The sequence below is a fragment of the Paenibacillus oryzisoli genome (assembly GCF_050467285.1).
Taxonomy (GTDB): Bacteria; Bacillota; Bacilli; order Paenibacillales; family NBRC-103111; genus Paenibacillus_E; species Paenibacillus_E oryzisoli_A.
This window is the reverse complement of sequence record NZ_JBCMUN010000010.1, coordinates 59,153-79,996: the sequence shown is the minus strand read 5'-3', so window position 1 is coordinate 79,996 and position 20,844 is coordinate 59,153. Positions and strand designations below refer to the sequence as shown.

The following is a 20,844-nucleotide window of genomic DNA, read 5'->3' as shown; positions in this document are numbered from 1 at the left end:
CTGTTTAGTCGCTCAGTGGCCGTGGTAGAGTTGCTTGCGCCCTCTGAGGAAGTCCTTGCCATATTCGCCGTGTGGATTGATTTCAGCGTGCTCGATTTGAATTGTCGCATGCTCGATGCCGAAATGAGCTTTCAGCGTTTCATTGATCGCCAGAATGACGCAGAAGGGTTGGATATTTTGGCGGATGAACACATGGGCGGTTAGTGAGTAGTGGTCGGTAGAGACGGCCCACAGATGCATCTCGTGGACGTCTTCGACGCCTTCAACACGCGCGATGACAGAGCGGATCTCATCCAGGTTGAATTTGTCCGGGACGGATTCCATCAGTATCATGAACGATTCCCGAATGATTTTGCTCCCGCCGATGAAAATAATGCCCCCGATGACCATGGAGATGACGGGATCGAACCAGAGCAGCCCTGTGAAAAAGATGATGATCGAAGAAATGATGACGCCGACCGAGCTGAGCAGATCCCCGAAGAAGTGCCAAAGCGCGCTCTGCACGTTGAGATTGTCTTCCTCTTTGACACTGTGGTGGAGCACAAGCGTCAGCACCAGGTTCACGACGAAGCCGATCGAGGCAATGCCGAGCATCATGCCAAGCTGGATGGGCTGCGGATGAATGATCCGCTGCACGCCTTCGATGAAGATGCCGATCGCGATGATACACAGCGCCAGGCCGTTCAAAAACGAGGCGATAATTTCAAATCGCAGAAAGCCGAACGTAAAGCGGGCATTGGGCTCGCGCGTCGCCAGATGCAGGGCAATCATGCTGAGGCCAAGCGCGATGACGTCAGAAATCATATGCGCGGAATCCGAAAGCAGGGCAAGCGAGTTGGACATTACCCCGCCGATAATTTCAACAAGCGTAAAGAAGGAAGTCAGAATGAGGGTCACCCATAAAGTCTTTTTGGACTTGGTCTGTTGTTTTACGTGATGCAGATGGTGGTAATCGTATTGGACGCTCATCGGGTACCTCCTTATTTATAATAATTCTAATTAAGATATATTTAGTATATGCCAATGTATAAGGCAGTGCAACTGCTTTTTAGAAAAAAGCACAGAAGGTTGATGAATTGTTCACGAATAAAAGCGCTTTAAATTTTGTAACATAAATGAAATATTCCTGTTATGGTTTCATAATGTTCCCAGGGTAATATAATAAACAAGACCCCCTTTTTAATATAACTTTTAGACCCGGCCCCGTTGGCTGGGTCTCTTTTTTTTGTTTTGCGGAAGAACAAGGCTGGCTGCCAATATCATACTTTTAGATAAAAACTCATTCTCCACGTCAAAGACACCTTCCGGCCAAACCGTCTATAGTTTAAGGAAGACGGAAATAAAGGAGAGCTGGGCAGCGTAACGGGGCTGGGGCTTATCGGCAATATGGCGGCCCAACTGGCTGGGGCACAAGGAGCGACCGTGATTGGCCTTGATTTGTCGGAGGAGCGGCTTCACATTGCCAAGCAATGCGGTGTCCTTTATGGGCTTCAGAGCGGCGCGGCGGCGAAGGAGCAGCTCGTCGAAATTACGGGCGGCGCCGGTGTCTCTACGCATATCGAGGCGACGGGTGTGCCTCAAGTTGCCGTACAAAGTCTGGCATATATCGCCAAATTAGGCGAAATCATTTTCCAGGGAAGCCCTCGAGGCGAGTATCAAGGGAATGTCACGGATGTTCTGAGTTACTGTCATCTGTACAACCGGGGATGTATTACGTTCAAAGGCGCGCACGAGTGGCGCTATCCAACCGAACCCAACGAGTTTGTAAAGCATTCTTTAGTGCGGAATTCGAAGATTGTCTTCGAGATGATGAAGATGAACCGGCTGCAGATCGCTCCGCTGATTAGCCATGTGTTGGAGCCGGGACAAGCAAAGGAGGCGTACCAGGGACTGAAAGAGAACAAAGACCGATATAGCGGCGTATTATTTGATTGGAGTACGGTATAGAGTGCGCTATACTTACTGTACAAAGGTTGGACTATGATCATGTCTAAAAGTACATCGAACAAGGCGAAACGGAGTTTTTCATGGGCGGCATTACGTATCAAGTCAGGGAAGGGGACGTCATACTGATGCCCCCTTTTTTGACGCATCTGATACGCGCCACTTCCGAGGTTCCGCTGATTCAGTATATTGTTCATTTTGATTTGTTTGGAATTGTTGGTGTTCTTCTTGCGGGGACAAGCCGGAGTTGAGTAATGTGAAAATCAGCCGTCATGCCCAGCTTGTTTATGGCGATGAATGCCGACATTCCGAAGCCATGAGATTTTCCCGTGTTTTTGTCAGAGTTATCTTCTTTCTGTCTGGTTGTAAGCGCAATCATTTTTTTCTTAGAATAGGAGTATAACCCAAGATGCCGAGGGGGTTCTGCCGATGTACACAATGATGCTGGTAGACGACGATTACATTTCGAGGGAAGGGCTGCGCGATCTGATCGATTGGGATAGTCTGGGGATCGAAATCATTGGAGAGGCGGAAGATGGAGCTGAGGCACTGCTAGCTGCACGCGAGCTTAAGCCGGATATTGTCATAACCGATGTAGTGATGCCCGTGATGGACGGCATGAAGCTGGTTGAGCAGCTAAGGCAGGAACAGTGTGACGTGATGGTCATTATGATCAGCGCGCATCAAGATATTCAATTCGTGAAGGCTTCCATGAAATTGGAGGCCATTGATTATATTTTGAAACCGTTTAACCGGGAAGAATTGAAGCAGGTCGTCAGTAAAGTAGTGGCTAAGCTGGACAAGGAAAGAGCGGAGAAGAAGTTGAAGGACGAGATCAGCCACTACTACTCGGATAGTATTTCCTCGACAGGCCTGCCTGTTATTGTGGAAAATGTTGAGAAAATCGCCAGCATGTGCAGCACTGGCCAAACGGACGTGTTGACCGCTGAGGTGAGAGGGCTTTTCGTGGTAATCCGGCAATTAAATATGGCCAGCATGCTGTTTCTGACGGCGATGTGCAGCGAGATGCTGATTAAAGCGGTGAAATGTGCCTCACCCCATATTGAAGCGGAGATTGTGCAGGAGGTGAAAGCGTCGATTCAGCAGTTCAGACACCTGCGAAGCCCTCAAGAAATGGAAGATTTCGTGTTGGAAAAGCTGCTCCTCCTGGAGAAGGCCTCGAATGATTCGCGTCACAGCAAATCGCGAAGAATTATTCGGGATGTAGAAGGGATCATTCAGAAGTCTTTTCATCAGAACCTGACGATTCAACAGCTGGCTGCCGACGTATTCTTGTCTCCTGGCCATCTCCAAACGTTGTTCAAAAAGGAGACCGGCCAAACGATTAACGATTACATTACGTATGTGAGGCTCGAGAAAGCGCAGCAGCTGCTCCAGGAGCCCGCGATTAAAATTTATGAAGTGGCGAATCAGGTAGGCTATCAGGACACATATTATTTTACGAAAATTTTCAAAAAAATGGTGGGTGTGAATCCCATGGAATATCGGGAGAGATTGCGATGAGCAGATGGATCGGCAAGCTGAGCGCCCTTTATTACAATATCAATTTGCGAACCAAACTGGTCATCTCCTATTTGATTTTAATTATTATTCCTGTTGTTGTTCTCGTGTATTTCTCCTACAACACCATTCACAAGTCTGTGGTAGAGCAAACCGGTAAGGCTTATCTGGAAACGTTAAAGCAAGCCGAGAAAAATATTGCCTTCGGCCTTGAATCGGCCTATAACATTGCGAATTTGGCCCAAAGCAATTACGATGTGCAGCAAATACTGAGAACGGTATCGGAACGCCAGCTGACCTCTACGGAGGTCATTGATTTCTTCAACCTCTTAAATCGAAACGTCAATAACTACGTGGGTATCAACAATGTACTCAAGGTGAGCTACTATATGAAAGGGAATCCGGCATTTGTTGCAGCTAATCCCAATTTTTTCGGTGTAGACCAGCTTCAGCTTGAGGCGGGTCTACAGCCGCTTCTGGCCGGAGAGCAGAAGGAAGCCTGGTTCTATGGAGGGGAGGGCCGACAATTAAGCCTTGTCCAGCCGGATGAGGTGGTCTTTATCAAAGAAATTAAAGACATTAACCGATTCCAATCGGTTCTCGGTTACATCATGGTGGAACTAGACGCGAAGTTCATTTGGAGCATTCTGAACGATATTCAGCTTCCAGCCGGCGCAGAAAAAGTCGTGATGACGCCGGATTCGCGCATAGGCATCCATCAGTTGACAACGAATAGCACGAGTCTAGCCGACTTGTATATCCAATCCCTGCCCTCGAACGATGGAGGCATTGTCAGCTTCGGCCCCGGGAACGGCTCTAACTATGCCGCTTATAGCAAAGTAAGCGGGCTGAATTGGCAAATCGCGCTGCTGATGACCAAGCAGCATTTGGGGATGAACAGCCGATGGATTCAGAATTTCATGCTCGCTTTGGCGGGGGTGGTTTCCGTTATTGCGATTATAACGGCCTTCTTTATTTCAGGAAGCATCACGAAACGATTGAAAAAGCTCGTCCAATTGATCAAGCGCGCCGAGATGGGGAGCTTCGAAACGGAAAATAATATTCGCGGAAACGACGAATACGCCAGACTCCAGCGCTCCTTTAATAAGATGAGCAGGCAGATCAAGGCACTTATTGAAGAGGTGTATCAAGCGCAAATCTCCAAGCAAGAAACGGAAATGAAGCTGCTGTACGCTCAAATTAATCCCCATTTTTTATATAACACGTTAGATATTATTCATTGGAGCGCACTGCGTATTGAGGCCAAGGAGATTGCTGAGGTAACGGAAGCCCTCGCCAAGTTCTTGCGACTTAGCTTGAACGAAGGCAAAGAGCATATCCGGGTGTCCGAAGAGGTCCTGGAAGTCAGCAAGTACATGGAAATCATCAACGTCCGCTACCGAGGCGCGATACAGGTCATCACCGAGATCGAGGAAGGCATTGAAGAATTCCCGATTATTAAGATGATTTTACAGCCACTCGTCGAAAATGCGGTTGTGCACGGGATCCGGCCTAAGCCGGGGAAAACGGGGACGATTAGGATTCGCGCCTATCGCGAGGAGAGCTATCTGCTGTTTGAGGTGGTTGACGACGGTGTCGGTATCGCCGAAGACAAACTGCAGCGGTTGTTTGAGATGGAGACCAGAGGCTACGGAGTCAAGAACGTTCACCAACGTATCCAAGTGTATTATGGCGAGGATTGCGGTCTTTATTTTGACAGTAAACCAGGGATGGGGTGTCGGGCTGTTGCCCGCTTGAAAGTGACGGAGAACCGCATAGAGTCCGTATGATTGTCAGAGATATCTTATTTCTGTCCAGTTGTGAGTGAAAGGCTCCTTTCGTAAAATTAGACTATACAAACAAGGAGCTGAGGTGATGGCATGGCACAGATAACGACACCCTACACGGCCAGGTCTTTGGATGCAGAGGTGATCCCGAAGAAGAAAAATCGCCTTTGGAGCAGAATCGTGCGAAATTGGGATATTTATCTGCTGATTTCGATTCCGCTATTGGCGCTTCTGATTTACAGTTATGTCCCGATGCTGGGGATCATCATCGCATTTAAGAACTACCGGGTGTTTGACGGCATCCTGGACAGTAAGTGGGTGGGGTTGGCGCATTTTCGAACATTGTTGTCCGATCCCAAGTTTTTCAACGTTCTGAGCAATACGCTTCTCATCAATTTGTTCAAATTTTTGTTTCAGTTTCCGCTCCCGATTATATTGGCGCTGCTGCTGAACGAGGTGCGCAAAGGATTCATCAAACGATTGACGCAAACGCTTACGTACCTTCCGCATTTTCTGTCCTGGGTGGTGATCGCCGGCATTTTCGTCGATATTCTCTCGCCTAGCACGGGGGTCATTAACACTGTCATCAAAGCTTTCGGGTTCTCCCCGATTACATTCCTGGGAGACGATAGTTACTTCCGAAGTGTGCTTGTGGCTTCAACCGCCTGGAAGGAAACGGGATGGAGCGCCATCATCTACTTAGCGGCTTTGACGTCCATCGATCCTGATCTGTATGCGGCTTCCAGTGTGGATGGCGCAGGGAAATGGCGGCAGACATGGCACATCACGCTCCCGGGGATTTCAAGCACGATCGTCTTCATTATTATTCTCCGCGTCTCCAGTCTGCTGGGCAGTGATACGGAGCAGGTGCTGCTGCTCTACAATCCGCTGGTGTACAGCGTTGGAGATATTATCGGTACTTATGTATATCGCGAAGGGATCCAAAACGGCAGTTACAGTTATACAACAGCGGTCGGATTATTCATATCCACCATTGGGTTTACCCTGATGATCATCGCGAACAAAGTCAGCCGAAAATACTCAGACCGAGGCATCTGGTAAAGGCGCAGAGAGGAGGAATAGGACTTGTCTTATCATAGGCTGTCAACCGGAGAAAAAGTGTTCACTGTGTTTAATTACATCGTGCTGTTAACCATTGGCTTACTGTGTTTGCTGCCTTTCCTGACCTTGCTGGCAAAGTCCGTCAGTGAGGAGGCCTACGTGGTGAGCGGGCAAGTGAGTCTTTGGCCAAGGGGCTTTCAACTCAAAGCGTATCAAGTGCTGTTGTCCGGGGCAGATTTTCGCACAGCCTTTCGCAATAGCGTAATGGTCGCCGCCTGCGGCACCGCTGTTCAGGTCTTCTTCACGGCCTGTGTCGGCTATGCGATTGCCAAAGGCGATTTAGTGGGACGCAAGACCATTAATATTCTGTATGTGTTCACCATGTTATTTAACGGCGGCATGATTCCGACCTATCTGGTCATTAAAGAAACCGGGCTAATCAACCATCTGGGGGTGCTCGTTATACCCGGAATGGTAAGCGCATTCAATCTCATTCTGGTGCGCAATTATTTTGAGTCGTTGCCCCGCAGTTTAGAGGAATCCGCCAGAATCGATGGCGCCGGGAACCTCACTGTTCTCTTTCGCATCATGCTGCCGATCTCCAAGCCGCTCTTGGCGACGATTGCGATTTTCAGCGCTGTGAGCATCTGGAATAACTATATGGAGCCTTTGATGTATTTAACGAAAAAGGATGTCCAGGTGCTGCCCTTATTTTTACAAAACGTCGTTGCCGCTGCCAACAAAAATAACTTAGAAAATCCCGAGCAGCTAGCCAACATTGCCTCTGAGACGTTCCGCGCTGCGGCCATTTTCGTATCTGCGATTCCAATTTTGCTTGTGTATCCATTTTTACAAAAGTACTTTGTTACCGGCTTGACGCTAGGTGCTGTTAAGCAATAGCTCGATATATGGAGGGGAAAAAGATGCAGAAGAGATTAAAAGTTGGGATGACCTCAGGCTTAATCGTAGCAATTACAGCTAGCATGATGCTGGCGGGATGCAGCAAAGAAACGGAGAAGCCGGCGCAAGGCGCAACAGAGACACAGACACAGACACCGGCGCAAGCGGCTAAGCTGAATAAGGCGGCCAAGATTCGAATCGCGGTACCCGACAATGCCGGCGTCAAAGGTTTTGAGCAGGGGGCTAGTGCAAATGACAATCAATTTCTGAATGCGATTAAAGAGAAAACCGGGTACACGAATATTGAATGGAACGTCATTCCCGCGGCCAATCAGCTCGACACCTATAACTTGATGTTCGCTTCGGGGGAAGTCTATGACCTCATTTATACGAACGACTTGACGATTTTTAAAAGGTTCAGTGCACAAGGGGCGCTGCTTCCGGTCGATTCGCTCATCCAGCAATACGGCAGTGAGGTCAGTCAACTCGTCACGGATAATGCGTGGACAGCCGTTACCGTGGATGGCAAGAAGATGGCGATTCCGGTTCCTCCGTATTCCAAATATGAAAATGTGGATCTCGGTTCCGGTTTCTTAGCCCGTCAGGATTGGCTGGATAAGCTGGGACTCAAGGCGCCGAAAAACCTGGATGAGCTGTACACCTTTCTCAAAACCATTAAAGAGAAAGACCCCAGCGGGAAAGGGACGATTCCATACGTCGCTGCAGCAGGGAATAATGGCAATCCGTTAGACGGCCTGGATGTCATAACAGCGGCATTCGGTATGTCCGGCATCACGAATTTGGCTGTGCCCTTTATTGTGAAGGACGGCAAGCTAGTGGACGCGCAGGACGTCTATCTCAAGGATATGCTGACCTACCTGAATAAGCTTTACAAAGAAGGCCTGATCGATAACGAATATTTGTTTAATAAAACGCAGCAGGTGACGGAGAAGATTACGTCAGGCAAGGCCGCTTCGACCTATACGGGATACTGGGATCCTGTAACCTATTTGGCAAGCCTGAACAAGTCCGACCCGAATGCCAAGCTTAGCTATCTGCCTACTGTGGAAGGCGCAGACGGACAGAAGGGGTACGCCATGCCGGCCCCTGTATCCAACTTCTACATCATTCCGAAAAACGCTAAAAATGCAAACGAAGCCGTTGATCTATTGAATGCTTACTTAAAAGATAAAGAGTTGCAGAATTTCGTGAACTACGGCAAAGAAGGTGTTCACTATGAGATGGTCAATAACGTATTGACGCCTAAAAAGCCGGCGTATGACCAAATTATTTATAAACTGTATTACAGAATGTGGAACTCTCCGGAGATTTGGCTCCCGAATGCGATCTTAGGCGGATATGAGCCGGCGATGAAGAGCTACGTACAGGCAGGCCCGCAGATGACGGCCTTCAACATTAACCAGTATCGCCCGCAGACGGATGCGGAACTTGCCAAAGGCAGAGCGCTCATTGACCTGCGGAATGAATACGTGGCGAAAATCATTAATGGCGCGCTGCCGATTACCGCTGTGGACGAATACTTCAAGAAAGCCGATGCCGCTGGCAGGCAGGAAGTCCTGAAAGCGTCGCAGGACTGGTTCGCGAAGGAAGGGAAAGCGATTTACGAGAAGTTGAATAAGAAGTAGAGGGTGCCTCTGTAATTCAGATTCCTGCTACCTTCATTATGGATGAAAGTGCCGTTATCCGCTCAAGGTCGGAACTGAAAAAGGTGTCTCCAAGCCATTCTCATGGTTGGAGACACCTTTTCTCATTTCACCGTCTTATTGTACGTCGCCAATTTCTCGGAAATGCTTTTCGCTGCGGCGTCCAGCGCATCTTTCGGCGCTTTTTTGCCGGCCAACGTTTCTTCAATTGCGCCTTCAACGATTTGGCGGGCTTCAGGGAATACGCCCATGACCGCGCCTTGCGTCGCTTTGTTCGCTTTTGTAGCGTGCAGTTGGTCAATCGCTGTTTTGAATTGCGGGTATTTCACAAGGTTGTCTTTCATCACTTGCTCATCATACGCTTTTTTCGTGATCGGGAAGTAGCCCGTGTTGACAGACCAGTACGCTTGCACTTCCGGCGTTGCCAGGTACTTGATAAATTCCCAAGCGCCTTTTTGCTCCGCTTCGGATTTGTTATTCAGGATGTACAAGCTCGCTCCGCCGACAACCACGCCGCCGTCTCCGGCACCTTCAGGCTTCGGCAGGTAGGCGGTGCCGACTTGGAATTTACCGTCAGCGCCGCTGACAATGCCGCGCAGGGAAGCGGTGGAGTCAAGCGTCATCCCCACTTGGCCGGCAAGGAACGCTTTTTTCGTATCATCCGTTTTACGGCCGAGGTTGGCTGCGGATTTGTTGTCGACCATTTGCTTCCACCACTCGAGTGTTTTCACACCAGCGTCAGCGTTGACTTGGGACTCCGTCGCAGGGGACGTGCGGCCGTTGCCGTTGTTCAAGTATTCCGCGCCTTGATTCGCGAAGAATTGCTCCATGAACCAGCCGTAAATCGCGAAGGATGCGCCGGATTTACCGTCTTTGCTGAGCGCTTGCGCCGCTTTGGCGACTTCGTCATACGTCGTTGGCGGTTTCTCCGGATCGAGGCCCGCTGCTTTGAACATATCCTTGTTGTAGTAGAGAATCGGATTGGAGGTATTGAACGGCATGGAGTACAGCTTGTTATCGACTCTGTAGTAGTTCAGAATATTTTCCTCGAGCTGAGACACATCATATTTGTCCGCATCGATAAACGTTTGCATCGGGGTGATCGCTTTGGAGTCGATCATGAAACGGCTGCCGATCTCATACACTTGGATGAGGGAAGGGCCGTTTTTCGTATCCATGGAAGCTTTCATTTTATTCAAGCTCTCGTCATAGGTGCCTTGGAAAACAGCTTCAACCTGCACATCTTTATGGGATGCGTTGAAGTCGGCAACGAGCTTGTCGATCGCTTTGCCGAGCTCACCGCTCATGGAGTGCCACCAAATCACTTTCACAGGCTCGGCCGGCTTGTTGGATGCCGCTGCTGTGCTGGCAGATGGAGCTGTGGAGGCGGAAGTCGTGGTGGCAGTTGTATCGGCTTTCCCGCATGCGGATGTCAGCAAGAGGGCAAGAGCGGTCATGGCGATGGCCGAGCTTCTCATTTTCAACGTTTTCATTGCGTGGTTTCTCTCCCTTGTTTTCTATAAAATTTATATGGTCAACTGCTCCGGCACGAAGCGCGGAACAAGGCGCCAACGGTCAGATCAGCCTTTGACACTGCCTGCGGTGAGTCCGCGGACCAGCTGTTTGAGGCCTAGAACTAAAAGCAGAAGCGAAGGCAGCAGCACGATACTTACGCCGGCCAGGACAAGGTTCCACACGGTGAGTTCCTCGAATTGCAGCATCGCAATCCCGATTTGGACGGTCCGCATGTTCTCACTGTTCGTTGTGAGCAGCGGCCATAAGTACATGTTCCAAGCATTAAGGAACGCATAGACGGCAAGCGTGGCCAGAGCCGGGCGCGCAAGCGGCAGGACGATGCGGACGAAATAGCGGATATGACCGCAACCGTCGATTTTCGACGCTTCGAACAGCTCGCGGGGCAGCTGCAGGAAAAATTGGCGCAGCAGGAACGTGCCGAATGCCGAGGCCAGAAACGGTACGGTCAAGCCTTGCAGGCTGTCGAGCCAGCCCCATTTGCGGATAGTCAAGTAGTTCGGAATCATCGTGACTTCCCACGGAATCATCATCGTCGCCATGAACAGGGCGAAGAGCAGCGCTTTGCCTTTAAAACGAATGTTGGCAAAAGCGTACGCCGCCATGCTGGAGGTAATCAGCTGTCCGACCATGATAATCGCCGACACGAGCAGGCTATTCTTCATGAATGTCTGAATCGGCACCAGTTTAAACACAGACTGAAAGCTGCCGAGATAGAAGCTGCTTGGCCAAAAGTGCGGCGGATACGCAGACGCTTCTGCCGGTGTCATGAAGGAGGCAGAGAACGTATAGAAGAGCGGATAAATAACGAGTGCCGCGAATATTGTCAACACCACATACACCAGCGCATTTTGCAGTCGAGTGATCATTGGTAATGGACATTCCTTTCAAATACTTTGAATTGAACGAAGGTCAGGATCAGGATCAGGGTAAAAAGCACGAGCGCCTGCGCGCTGCCAGTTCCGAAGCGGAAATTGATGAACGCATCCTGATAGATCGAATACACGAGCACATCCGTCGCGTTGACGGGGCCGCCTTTCGTCAAAATATGAATCTGACCGAACGATTGGAAAGCATTGATCATAGAAACGATCGTAACGAAAAACACCGTCGGCGATAAAAGCGGCATCACGATCTGCACAAAGGTGCGGAAAGGGCCGGCGCCGTCGATTTTGGCGCTGTCGTACATGTCGTCGGAAATGTTCTGCAATCCGCTGAGCAGGACGATGTACGTAAAGCCGAGATTCATCCAGATCGTCATGACGGACACCGAGACCAGCGCCCATTTCGGATCGGTCAGCCAGGCGACAGGCTCCAGACCGATCAAGCTGAGCAAGTAGTTGATCATGCCGACGCTCGGATGATAGAGCATCATCCAGATGACGGCGGAGGTACTGACAGACAGGACGACTGGCAAGGAGAAAATGAATTGAAACACGCGCATGCCGCGCAGCCGGTTGTGCGTCAGGGCCGCAAGCAGCAGGGCAAGCGCGATGCCGGTAGGGACGGTCAGCAGGGTAAACAGCCCGGTGACTTCCAGGCTTTTATAAAACTTCGCCGACGTAAAAATATCGATAAAGTTATCGAAGCCCACGTAGCCGGCCACTCGGCCGCGCGGATCGGTCTCGTGCACGCTGAGATACAGCGATTGCAGGAGGGGATAAAAGAGAAATACAATAAACAGCGCCAAAGAAGGAGCTAAGAAGAAGTAGCCAAGCAGTGTCTCTTTCCAAAGCTGAGCAGACTTCGTTTTCAAGTTCCGCCTAATGGCAGCGGCGGGGACAAGCGGCAAATCTTGGTCCAGCGTATTCATTGATAACCTCCATCTTTCAAAATGAACCTTGTGACGTTTACAAGCATATAGCCCTTTTATTTGACCTGTGTTAAATTCATGTAATGATTTTGTTGAGCCGATTTTGGCTTTTACGAAACTTTTAAACGGGTTGTCCCTTTTTGCACTGGGCAAGGCGGGGGACGGACTCTATAATTTGTAGAGTAGCTGAATACAACTAAAGGAGTGCTGATAGTGAACAAAAGGAAACCTTTGGTTATCGGACACCGCGGAGCGGCGGGCGAAGCGCCTGAGAATACGCTGGCTTCGTTTGCACTTGCTGCAGCGCAAGGCGCGGAGGGCATCGAGTTAGATATACATATCTCGAAGGATGGAGAGATTGTCGTCTGTCACGATCACACGCTGGACCGGACAACGAACGGCTCGGGGCTGATTTGCGAACACAATTGGCAGGATATCCGGCAGCTGGATGCGGGGGCTTGGTTCGCGGACAATTATCGTGGGGAGCGGGTGCCGCTGCTTCGTGAAGTCTTTAAAATGCTGCCGCCAAACTTCCTGATTAATGTGGAAGTCAAGCATGCGTACGAGGGACGCCTGGAGCAAGAGCTGTTAGCTTATTTGCGCGCGAGCGGCCGGATGGAGGACGTTGTGATTTCGTCTTTTGACCACCAGTGCATCCGCCGGTTGAAACTGGCTGAGCCAGAAGTGAAGGTCGGCTTGCTGTACGCGGCCAATCTGTTCGATCATGCGGCGTATGCCCGCCAAGCGGACATTGATGTCTACTCGCTGCATCCGTACTATCAGACGATAGCTGAGCCGGATGTGACTGGAGCGGCAGCGGCTGGACTAGCGACATACCCGTACACGGTGAACCGTGAAGAGGATTTCGCGCGGCTGACAATGGATGGTGTGACGGGTATCATTACGGATTATCCGGGGCGGTTGCGGGCGTTTTTGGAGGGGAATCAATAAGCGGAATGAAGAGAGGAGCTTCCGAATGGAGGCTCCTCTCTGTGATAGACGATTAATGTTCCACTAACTGGCTCGCTGCAACGACTTGCTCCTGTTCGGGTTGATCAAGCGGAAAAATGCGGCATGTCCCTTGCTCTTCATCGACGCTTTGAATATATACCTGAACGTCGTCGCAAGTCACATTGGCCATGACCGGCGATGCTGCAATCGCGGCTGCACGGGGTGTATCCATATACATAACCTCCTTTTTCCGATGTGCGGATGTTTCCGTCCTGTTGTTACCTTTTCCATTTCGTCGGAATTCATGCGGTGCACAACGCGTTATTGACCAGCCGCGATAAAAGTGGGGGCGGGACGTCCGATGTTGGCGGGAACAGGGAAATAAGCACTTAGAGGTGTCTTATTTGCCGCAGACTGACCGCTTTGCGCGAAATAAGACACTTTGGAGTGCTTATAGTGTGGAAAAAGCCTCGGATGAGGCATATTCCAAGAAAATAAGCACTTATAAATGTCTTATTCTCTGAAAATCGGCCACTTCAGGTGAAATAAGACACTTCCGAGTGCTTATGTGACTGAAGTTGTCTGACGTCTCTAGAGGAACTTAGAATTGAGGCGCCGCCTCCGCTTCAGGCGCGGCGCTCTGGATGGTCAGTGGACGCAGCGCATGGCTCTCGTCCACATGCACAAACGCGTCGTACCGCCGCGCCATCACGGAGGGAACGTAGTTCCCCCGTTCATAGCTAGGGCGGTACACGACCCCGATGGCACGGTGCCCCAGCACCTCGTGCCCGAGTATTTCATCCTCCCGGCTCAGCAGGAGGATCTGGTCCCGCGCGCCGGCGCGGTGCACGAGCGCCTCCCAGCTGCCCGGCTGGGCAGCGGGCACGGGCATCGCCGCGAGCGGCGCGCCCCAGCGGTTCGCGGCAATGACGGTGCCGCGGTACGTGCCGAAGCCGATGGCGAACACATCGGCCTCGCCGTGCGCTTCGCGCACGAGCTGGCCGACGTTGACCATGCCGTCGGCCGCCATATCCGTTGCACGCGCATCGCCGATGTGCGTGTTGTGTTCCCAGACGATGATCTTCGCGTCTGGGCCGTGATGGTCGGCGAGGCGCCGCAGCACCTCGACCATGTGGCGGTCGCGGATGTTCCACGACTCCGCGTCGTGCCGGACCATGGTGCGGTAGTAGTCCTCCGCACCGACGGCCGCGAGCGCGTTCAGCTCCGCGCTCAACGCCTCTTCGCTGGCGGCGGCGTCCCGCGCTCGCGCTTCGTGAAGCGCCTTCAGCAGCTTCACCACGTTCTCTTGACAGCTTTCGCCGTAGAAAGCTGCGGAAACGCCGTAATTTTGCCCCTCCCGGTCGTAGGCGTCAAAGCAGGCAAAAGCTTGCCGCGCCAGCTCAAGCTGCTCCGGGGTTCCCTCTTCGCGCAAGTAGCGCTCGATCGCTTCCAGCGACTCCCATAGGCTGTACAGGTCGAGTCCATAAAAGCCGACTTGCTCCGCACCGCTTTTTCCCTCATTATGCTCCCGGAGCCAGTGGACGAGTTCCTCGACTTCTTCATTCGCCCACATCCAGGAGGGCCACCGATCAAAACCGGCCAAGACGTCGCGAACGGTCGGTTTGGCTTGGGGAAGCCGCTTGACATAGCGGTTGACCTCGAAGCACGAAGGCCAGTCGCCTTCCACCGCGATCAGCGAAAAGCCTTTTTGCTCGATCAGCTTGCGGGTCAGCGCCGTGCGCAATTGGTAAAACTCCGACGTCCCGTGCGACGCTTCGCCGAGCAGGACGTATTTGCGATCTCCGATCGCTTGTACGAGGACGTCCAGGTCATCCGGGCCGTCCAGGGGGAGGGCTTGTTGCCCAATGTGCTGAACGAGTGCTTCTTCCAGCTTTTTGTCCATGCGTTCAACTCCTTGCTGTCATAGTTCGTCTGTAGTATGTACAATTAAATGGGGATAATTTACTGAATGGGTTGTAAAAAGAACGGAGGGTCTAGGATGTCACAGAATGGACACGGCGGTCTTGTTATCCCGCTGCCGGCTCCTTTGGAGTCGCTGCTTGCGGGGTGTGCATGGCGCAGAGAGACGATCGGCCAATCGGCTTCGCAGACGTATCAGGTTTGCGGGGCGGCGGGCCGGTATTTTTTGAAAATCCAGTCGTTGCAAGCGGCAGAAAGTCTGGCGACTGAAAAGGAAAGGCTGCTCTGGCTGAAGGGACGCCTGCCGGTGCCGGAGGTTGTCTATTATGGCACGGATGAGGCGCATGAATTTCTATTGGTGACTGAGCTTCCAGGTGTTAATGCGTCGGATGACGTGTGGAAGGATCAACTGCCGGAGTTGATGCGGACGCTTGCTCGCGGGTTGAAGCAGATTCATCAGGTGCCAATTGACGATTGCCCTTTCGATCAGCGGTTGGCTGTAAAAATGGAAGAGGCGACGTTACGCGTTCGGCAAGGCCTCGTCGATGAGGAGGATTTTGATGAGAGCCGGCTCGGGCTGCGTGCCGAGGAGGTTCTGGAGCAGCTGCTCGGCAGCGTGCCGGCGGAGGAAGAGCTGGTGTTCACCCACGGCGACTATTGCATGCCGAATATTATTATGCTGAACGAAGGAGCGTACAGCGGCTTCATTGACGTGGGGCGTGCCGGCATCGCCGACCGGTATCAGGACTTGGCTTTGGCGATCCGCAGCATCCGCTATAACTTCGGCGATGCGCACGTGCAGACGTTTGTGGAGGCGTACGGGTTGGACAAACGGGATGAAGCGAAAGTCAGCTTTTATCAGCTGATGGATGAATTTTTCTAGGGGAGGACGTTACGGAACATGCAGCCTTTATTGAAAATGATGAGCGTTCTGCTGCTGATCCTGTTTGCCGGCTCCGAGCAGGCCGTCGAAGCGACGCCAACCGGCGATCAGGTAACGGCTGCGCTGCAAGTGAAGGTCGGGTATGTGAAAGAGGGCTACGGCACGCCGGAAAAGCCTTACAGCGACGAGGCCAGGGCGTCGATTGCAGGCGCCCGGGTGATTGCGATCGATGCGGAGGGGGCGATTCTCGCACAGGGCTTAACGGATCAGCAAGGCGAATGGCAAGCTGACTTTGCTGTTCCCAGAGACCTTCGTTTTGCAAAGAAAAGCATGGGGATGGTGACGCTGATCACGGTGGCGGACGGCTACAATGAGAATGTGACGTTCGATGTCCCCGTCAACCAGTATGACGATGGGGGTGGCAGCGCTCTCGTCACGCTCCGGCCAATCCGGGCGGATGAGAGAAACGAGCCTTCGTTTGACGCGCAGCTTCATCGTTTTACGGTGTTTGAGATGCTGGACGACTATGCCAATCGTGTCGGCCTGGTGAAGCAGAAGCCATCTGCCAACTCAGGCGGATTGAGTGAACCGGAGATGCCGTGGAGCGCGGAAATTCGTAATCCATAACGATCGATAAACAGGGCCGCCGATCTCCCAGAACGAAATAAAAACCTCCGCCTCCTCGCTGGGTCGAACCGATCGAAGGAGATAGAGGTTTTCTTTTTAATCAAATCGCACTTCCTGATCGAGGATAATCTCTTTCGGCGGCAGTTCCATCGGTGCAGCAAACGGGATCAGTGCAAAATGCACATGCGCAATCGGCTCCGGCAGCCGCGGTGTGACGAGAAATTGCAGCTTGGACCGCCCGCCGCCCCCGCTTGCTCCGTGCCTGAAAACGGCGTAGGGCGTTTCGCTAATGATATCGAGCTGGAGTTGAGGGCGAAAGTGAGCGACGGCTTCCTCCGTCGCCAATTGCTTGATTTCGAGATGCACCATGCTGCCGTTCTCATGCTGCATACTATGCGTAATGGCGTATTCGTAGCCGGCCAGCACGGTCTTTTTCATAATGGGCAGCACCTGAAGCAATTCTCCGGGCTCGCTTGGCATGAATGAGTGCTGCGAATGATTCAGACTACTCAGCAGCCAATTGATTTGCGGGACGTCGATGCCGTACTGTGCCGCCCAAGCTTGGACCACGTCCTGTTCCGGCATGCAGCGTTTTCCCTGTGCAAGGGACTGGCGTTCACTCAGCAGACGAATCAGGTTTTCGTCGATTTGATGCAGCTTCTCACTATACTCATGGGGCACGCGTTGTAGTTCGGACCAATACATCCAGGCATCCACCTCTTGTCTATGATTTCTTTTCCAGTATAGCAGTTGCAATGTGGATGGGAAAGTTTTACAGGTGGCTCGAGCAGAAAGTCTGGACGATTCCCCATATTTTCGGGACAGTTCCCCAAGCCTAAATTGCCTTGAAGATGCTACCTTTAGAGAAGAAGCGACAAAATAAGAAGGGCTGTGAGCATCGATGGTTGGGGCTAGTGCGGAAAAAGTATGGCGGCAAATGATACAAGACCATACAGGAAATTGGGGAATGGACATTCATCACTGGGATTGGGTCCCGGGTGTTGGCGTGATTGCGCTGTTGGAATACTATAAGGCGACGCGCGATGAGCAAGTGATTGTGTATTTGCAGGCGTGGGTGAAGCAAAATGAGGCGAAAGCGAAACATAAATTGGTCATCAACTCGATTGCACCTTATGCGACCTTCCCTGCATTGTACAGGCTGACAGGCGATGCACACTATAAAGATGAGGCGGTCCGTATCGCGGAATGGCTGCTTCACGAGACCCCGCGTACCCGCGAGGAAGCATTTGAACATACAGTGACGGAAAATGCGGAATTCTCCGAGCAGGTGTGGGCGGATACCATTTTCATGGCGGTGCTGTTCCTGGCGCGAACCGCTTCGCTTATCGGCAGCAGGGCCTATGCGGAGGAAGTGCTGAAGCAGGTGTTGATTCACCTTCGCTTGCTGCAAGATCCGCAGACGGATGTGCTGTTTCACGGTTGGAACTGTGAATCCGGCGACCATATGTCGGCTGCGCGCTGGACACGTGCGAATGCCTGGATTGCGGCAGGGGTGCCGATGATCGTGGAGGAAATTGGCGGGCTTATCGACATTCCGGAGGAACTGAAGGAGCGGTACGGCCGCTTGATGAACGGGCTGCTCGCTTACCAGCAACAAGATGGGCTGTGGAGTACGGTGATGGACCAGTCTGATTTTTACAGAGAAATATCGGGCAGTGCGGGCATTACCTTCGGCCTTTTGAAAGCGGTGGACACGCAGCTGCTGGAGGATGAAGAGGTCTATGCGATTCGTGCGGAGCGTGCGTTTCAAGCTATTGTGCCTTACATTGCGGAAGACGGCATCGTAACGGGCGTATCCGGCGGAACACCGGTGATGCCGTCGATTCAGGCGTATCAGGATAATATTCCAACGTATCCGACTTTGTACGGGCAAGGCCTGGTGCTGATGCTGCTCGCGAAAAACCTGCAAAAGGAGCAAATATCTCATGCGTAATGCAGAACTTTTGGCCTCGATTCAAGCAACGGACAAAAACTACGACGGTGACGTCAAGCTCGTTCGCACTCCGCTAACGGCGACGTATCATACGGCGCTTAAGCCGGATAAGCATCCGTTTGTTTATGGGTTGTATCCATCAACTAGTTTCGCTTACGAGCTTTTGCAGTACGGTGGCGAGAGCTATGCCCGGAAGGCGGCGGACATCCTAGATGTTATCGTGTCGCAGCAGGATCAGAATCCTTCGCGTTCGACCTACGGTATATGGCCTTACTTCTATGAGGAATCGTTGGATGAGATGGATCGGCCGGATTGGAACATGGCGGATTTTCACGGCAAGAAGCTGGTGCTGATTGTCAAAAATTATGGGGATCTGCTCCCGCCATCGCTCGTCGGCAAGCTTCGCGACGCTGTGTACCACGCTTGTCGGGCCATTATGATTCGCAATGTCGGCCCGCACTACACGAACATTGCAATTATGGGGGCGCTCGTTACGCTGCTTGGGGGCGAGCTGCTCGAGAATGAAGAACTGCTTGCCTATGGGGAGCAGCGGCTTAGGACGTTCCGTGATTACACGATGGCGATCGGCACGTTCACGGAATATAATAGCCCTTGCTACACACCGATTGCGATCGAAGAGCTGCACAGTATTTATTCGGAGTCGAGCACGCCCGGCGCCGTCGCTGATGCAGAGCAATTGCTGGATTTGGCGTGGCATATGATTGCGAAGCATTACCATCCCGCGACGGGCGCATGGGGCGGCCCGCACAGCCGATCATACAGCACGCAGCTGCGGCCGAATGAAAAAGATTTCCTGGGAAATGCGCTGAAATCGGATTCGGCCTATATTCGTTGCCCTGAAAAGTACCACGTTCTGTTCCGTTCGACGGAAGAGCGATATAATTCCGAGCCGACGCTGATGGCAGAGGAAGCGGGCTATCAAAACTTCGCGACGACGTACCAAAGTGAGCGGCTGACGCTCGGCAGCTACACGTCGGGAAGCATGTGGAATCAGCGCCGTAATTTGCTGGCGTATGTGGATGCCGGCGCCGGGAAAAGCGTATCGATCCAGCTGCAATTTCTGAAGGACGGCAAGGACTTCTGCTCGGCTATTTTCACCGGCGTGCAGTCGCGCAAGCAGGTGCTGTTCAGCTTTAACCTTGCGACGGATAACGGCGGATGGCACCAGGATCTGGACATTATTAACGGCAGGTTCAGGGCTCAAGATTTGCGCATCCGGCTGCAGCTTGGCGGAGATGCAGCGGGGCTGGAGCTGCGGGCGGTCCAGACGGACAATCGCTTTGTGACTCTGATCGGGGAGACGGCGCTTCAGGTGGAAGCAGTGCTGGACAGCTCGGATTACGGCGCGCTCCAGCTCGAGCATGGGCAAAGCGAGCATGGGCTCAGCCTCGATTACGTCATCGCAACGGGCGAGGAGCGGGATTTCGATTTCCACGCGCTGAAGAAAGCGGTCTGGGTATTTGCCTTGTCGCTCGGCGAGGATCGTCCGCTGCCGGCAGTCGACATTCAGACCAGCGGAACGTGGGTGACAGCGTCGATCCAGACGGAGGACGGTGGGGCGTCCATTACGGTGCCGCAGGCACCGCGCAAGACCGGTGAGCTATACCGGGAGAATCAGGTGCGGCTGCCAGCGGCTCATCTGCGGAACATGGGGTAGGCTATGAGAAAGTCTTCAATCTGCTTAGGCAGGTTGGAGGCTTTTGCTGTTTGCGGAAGGGGGTGGGAGGGAAGTCTTGGAAGGGGGAGCTGGTGGGGCAGGAGTAGGCAGAGTAATAAGGGCAGGCAGAGAAGGTAGGATAGGTAAAGAAGGTAGAGGTAGGCAGAGTAAGTAAGAGTAGGTAAGAGTAGGTAAAGTAGGTAGAGTAATAAGAGTAGTAAGTAAGCAAGAGCGGCAGACTTGACTTAAATGCTGCGAAGCCGGAAGAAAGCTGCAGAATGGCAGGCATTTCTCAGCTATTCTTTAGAAATTAAGAAAAGCCTGCGAATGCGCAGGTATTTTCTCACAAGGGGCCCGATTTCAGCCAAAAGTGAAGAAAAAACTGCTTTTTCGCAGGCTTTTGCCTTGTTCCTAAACAAAGGTGAGCGGATTCCTGCCTTTTTGCAGGCTTTTGGCCACTTTGCTTAGGATGGCGATGGCCATGTCAGGTATGTCGCCGTGCGGATCGGATTGCGTAGGACTTATTTGCAGCTTGTACAAAGTCGGAAGATCGTGCTGGGCGAAGAATGACTTCACAGATATCTCAAGCCTCATCTTAGTGCCGCCA

20 protein-coding genes are annotated in these 20,844 nt (G+C 52.1%); 12 read left to right on the top strand and 8 right to left on the bottom strand.

Annotated features, from left to right (window positions below; all coding sequences use genetic code 11):
- Nucleotides 1-12: 12 nt before the first annotated feature.
- Nucleotides 13-969: a cation diffusion facilitator family transporter gene (locus ABE504_RS18715; protein ID WP_430091480.1), complete on the bottom strand. Its 957-nt coding sequence runs from the start codon at nucleotides 967-969 to the stop codon at nucleotides 13-15.
- 417 nt (nucleotides 970-1,386) lie between these two features.
- Here ABE504_RS18715 and ABE504_RS18710 point away from each other — a divergent pair, with 417 nt between their 5' ends.
- The 7 genes from ABE504_RS18710 (at nucleotide 1,387) to ABE504_RS18680 (ending at nucleotide 8,860) form a co-directional block, all read left to right on the top strand.
- Nucleotides 1,387-1,947, top strand: a complete 561-nt coding sequence (locus tag ABE504_RS18710; protein ID WP_430091478.1) for a zinc-binding dehydrogenase — start codon at nucleotides 1,387-1,389, stop codon at nucleotides 1,945-1,947.
- Nucleotides 1,948-2,000: 53 nt separating this feature from the next.
- Nucleotides 2,001-2,195, top strand: coding sequence for an AraC family ligand binding domain-containing protein (locus ABE504_RS18705; protein ID WP_430091676.1), 195 nt, complete (start codon nucleotides 2,001-2,003; stop codon nucleotides 2,193-2,195).
- A 178-nt stretch (nucleotides 2,196-2,373) separates the two neighbouring features.
- Nucleotides 2,374-3,468, top strand: a complete 1,095-nt coding sequence (locus tag ABE504_RS18700) for a response regulator transcription factor (protein WP_430091476.1) — start codon at nucleotides 2,374-2,376, stop codon at nucleotides 3,466-3,468.
- A complete protein-coding gene (locus tag ABE504_RS18695; protein ID WP_430091474.1) occupies nucleotides 3,465-5,255 on the top strand; it encodes a cache domain-containing sensor histidine kinase in 1,791 nt (596 codons plus the stop codon). The genes ABE504_RS18700 and ABE504_RS18695 overlap by 4 nt, the downstream gene beginning before the upstream one ends.
- 90 nt (nucleotides 5,256-5,345) lie before the next feature.
- On the top strand, nucleotides 5,346-6,314 hold the full coding sequence (locus ABE504_RS18690; RefSeq protein ID WP_430091472.1) for an ABC transporter permease: 969 nt from the start codon (nucleotides 5,346-5,348) through the stop codon (nucleotides 6,312-6,314).
- A 24-nt stretch (nucleotides 6,315-6,338) separates the two neighbouring features.
- Entirely contained in the window at nucleotides 6,339-7,214 is an 876-nt protein-coding gene (locus tag ABE504_RS18685; RefSeq protein ID WP_430091470.1) for a carbohydrate ABC transporter permease, read from the top strand.
- Nucleotides 7,215-7,237: 23 nt separating this feature from the next.
- Nucleotides 7,238-8,860, top strand: coding sequence for an extracellular solute-binding protein (locus ABE504_RS18680; RefSeq protein WP_430091468.1), 1,623 nt, complete (start codon nucleotides 7,238-7,240; stop codon nucleotides 8,858-8,860).
- Between the two features lie 122 nt (nucleotides 8,861-8,982).
- On the opposite strand, the gene ABE504_RS18675 is transcribed toward ABE504_RS18680, so the two are convergent.
- The 3 genes from ABE504_RS18675 to ABE504_RS18665 all read right to left on the bottom strand — a co-directional run bounded on the left by ABE504_RS18675 (nucleotide 8,983) and on the right by ABE504_RS18665 (nucleotide 12,224).
- Nucleotides 8,983-10,371 carry an ABC transporter substrate-binding protein gene (locus tag ABE504_RS18675; protein ID WP_430091467.1) on the bottom strand — a complete coding sequence of 463 codons (1,389 nt, stop codon included), beginning with the start codon at nucleotides 10,369-10,371 and terminating at the stop codon, nucleotides 8,983-8,985.
- Nucleotides 10,372-10,458: 87 nt separating this feature from the next.
- Nucleotides 10,459-11,280 carry a carbohydrate ABC transporter permease gene (locus ABE504_RS18670; protein WP_430091465.1) on the bottom strand — a complete coding sequence of 274 codons (822 nt, stop codon included), beginning with the start codon at nucleotides 11,278-11,280 and terminating at the stop codon, nucleotides 10,459-10,461.
- On the bottom strand, nucleotides 11,277-12,224 hold the full coding sequence (locus ABE504_RS18665) for a carbohydrate ABC transporter permease (protein ID WP_430091464.1): 948 nt from the start codon (nucleotides 12,222-12,224) through the stop codon (nucleotides 11,277-11,279). The genes ABE504_RS18670 and ABE504_RS18665 overlap by 4 nt, the downstream gene beginning before the upstream one ends.
- A 213-nt stretch (nucleotides 12,225-12,437) precedes the next feature.
- Between ABE504_RS18665 and ABE504_RS18660 the strand changes: the two genes are divergently transcribed.
- Nucleotides 12,438-13,175, top strand: coding sequence for a glycerophosphodiester phosphodiesterase (locus ABE504_RS18660; protein WP_430091462.1), 738 nt, complete (start codon nucleotides 12,438-12,440; stop codon nucleotides 13,173-13,175).
- Nucleotides 13,176-13,227: 52 nt separating this feature from the next.
- Here ABE504_RS18660 and ABE504_RS18655 read toward each other — a convergent pair whose 3' ends face one another.
- Both ABE504_RS18655 and ABE504_RS18650 read right to left on the bottom strand, forming a co-directional pair.
- Nucleotides 13,228-13,407 carry an H-type small acid-soluble spore protein gene (locus tag ABE504_RS18655; RefSeq protein ID WP_430091461.1) on the bottom strand — a complete coding sequence of 60 codons (180 nt, stop codon included), beginning with the start codon at nucleotides 13,405-13,407 and terminating at the stop codon, nucleotides 13,228-13,230.
- Nucleotides 13,408-13,776: 369 nt separating this feature from the next.
- Nucleotides 13,777-15,078 (bottom strand): erythromycin esterase family protein, encoded by a 1,302-nt coding sequence (locus tag ABE504_RS18650; protein WP_430091459.1) that lies wholly within the window; start codon nucleotides 15,076-15,078, stop codon nucleotides 13,777-13,779.
- Nucleotides 15,079-15,174: 96 nt separating this feature from the next.
- On the opposite strand from ABE504_RS18650, the gene ABE504_RS18645 reads away from it, so the two are divergent.
- Both ABE504_RS18645 and ABE504_RS18640 read left to right on the top strand, forming a co-directional pair.
- Nucleotides 15,175-15,978: an APH(3') family aminoglycoside O-phosphotransferase gene (locus ABE504_RS18645; RefSeq protein WP_430091457.1), complete on the top strand. Its 804-nt coding sequence runs from the start codon at nucleotides 15,175-15,177 to the stop codon at nucleotides 15,976-15,978.
- 18 nt (nucleotides 15,979-15,996) lie between these two features.
- On the top strand, nucleotides 15,997-16,605 hold the full coding sequence (locus ABE504_RS18640; RefSeq protein ID WP_430091455.1) for a hypothetical protein: 609 nt from the start codon (nucleotides 15,997-15,999) through the stop codon (nucleotides 16,603-16,605).
- A gap of 96 nt (nucleotides 16,606-16,701) precedes the next feature.
- Here ABE504_RS18640 and ABE504_RS18635 read toward each other — a convergent pair whose 3' ends face one another.
- Nucleotides 16,702-17,310, bottom strand: coding sequence for a hypothetical protein (locus ABE504_RS18635; protein ID WP_430091454.1), 609 nt, complete (start codon nucleotides 17,308-17,310; stop codon nucleotides 16,702-16,704).
- A 196-nt stretch (nucleotides 17,311-17,506) separates the two neighbouring features.
- On the opposite strand from ABE504_RS18635, the gene ABE504_RS18630 reads away from it, so the two are divergent.
- Nucleotides 17,507-18,559, top strand: coding sequence for a glycoside hydrolase family 88/105 protein (locus tag ABE504_RS18630; RefSeq protein ID WP_430091452.1), 1,053 nt, complete (start codon nucleotides 17,507-17,509; stop codon nucleotides 18,557-18,559).
- Nucleotides 18,552-20,237 carry a hypothetical protein gene (locus ABE504_RS18625; RefSeq protein WP_430091450.1) on the top strand — a complete coding sequence of 562 codons (1,686 nt, stop codon included), beginning with the start codon at nucleotides 18,552-18,554 and terminating at the stop codon, nucleotides 20,235-20,237. The genes ABE504_RS18630 and ABE504_RS18625 overlap by 8 nt, the downstream gene beginning before the upstream one ends.
- A gap of 411 nt (nucleotides 20,238-20,648) precedes the next feature.
- On the opposite strand, the gene ABE504_RS18620 is transcribed toward ABE504_RS18625, so the two are convergent.
- Nucleotides 20,649-20,831: a hypothetical protein gene (locus tag ABE504_RS18620; RefSeq protein WP_430091449.1), complete on the bottom strand. Its 183-nt coding sequence runs from the start codon at nucleotides 20,829-20,831 to the stop codon at nucleotides 20,649-20,651.
- Nucleotides 20,832-20,844 lie beyond the last annotated feature (13 nt).

Coding starts and splice junctions, on each gene's coding strand:
- ABE504_RS18715 (WP_430091480.1), bottom strand. CDS start 969: ATGAGCGTCCAATACGATTACCACCATCTGCATCACGTAAAACAACAG.
- ABE504_RS18710 (WP_430091478.1), top strand. CDS start 1,387: ATGGCGGCCCAACTGGCTGGGGCACAAGGAGCGACCGTGATTGGCCTT.
- ABE504_RS18700 (WP_430091476.1), top strand. CDS start 2,374: ATGTACACAATGATGCTGGTAGACGACGATTACATTTCGAGGGAAGGG.
- ABE504_RS18695 (WP_430091474.1), top strand. CDS start 3,465: ATGAGCAGATGGATCGGCAAGCTGAGCGCCCTTTATTACAATATCAAT.
- ABE504_RS18690 (WP_430091472.1), top strand. CDS start 5,346: ATGGCACAGATAACGACACCCTACACGGCCAGGTCTTTGGATGCAGAG.
- ABE504_RS18680 (WP_430091468.1), top strand. CDS start 7,238: ATGCAGAAGAGATTAAAAGTTGGGATGACCTCAGGCTTAATCGTAGCA.
- ABE504_RS18675 (WP_430091467.1), bottom strand. CDS start 10,371: ATGAAAACGTTGAAAATGAGAAGCTCGGCCATCGCCATGACCGCTCTT.
- ABE504_RS18670 (WP_430091465.1), bottom strand. CDS start 11,280: ATGATCACTCGACTGCAAAATGCGCTGGTGTATGTGGTGTTGACAATA.
- ABE504_RS18665 (WP_430091464.1), bottom strand. CDS start 12,224: ATGAATACGCTGGACCAAGATTTGCCGCTTGTCCCCGCCGCTGCCATT.
- ABE504_RS18655 (WP_430091461.1), bottom strand. CDS start 13,407: ATGGATACACCCCGTGCAGCCGCGATTGCAGCATCGCCGGTCATGGCC.
- ABE504_RS18650 (WP_430091459.1), bottom strand. CDS start 15,078: ATGGACAAAAAGCTGGAAGAAGCACTCGTTCAGCACATTGGGCAACAA.
- ABE504_RS18645 (WP_430091457.1), top strand. CDS start 15,175: ATGTCACAGAATGGACACGGCGGTCTTGTTATCCCGCTGCCGGCTCCT.
- ABE504_RS18640 (WP_430091455.1), top strand. CDS start 15,997: ATGCAGCCTTTATTGAAAATGATGAGCGTTCTGCTGCTGATCCTGTTT.
- ABE504_RS18635 (WP_430091454.1), bottom strand. CDS start 17,310: ATGTATTGGTCCGAACTACAACGCGTGCCCCATGAGTATAGTGAGAAG.
- ABE504_RS18630 (WP_430091452.1), top strand. CDS start 17,507: ATGGTTGGGGCTAGTGCGGAAAAAGTATGGCGGCAAATGATACAAGAC.
- ABE504_RS18625 (WP_430091450.1), top strand. CDS start 18,552: ATGCGTAATGCAGAACTTTTGGCCTCGATTCAAGCAACGGACAAAAAC.
- ABE504_RS18620 (WP_430091449.1), bottom strand. CDS start 20,831: ATGAGGCTTGAGATATCTGTGAAGTCATTCTTCGCCCAGCACGATCTT.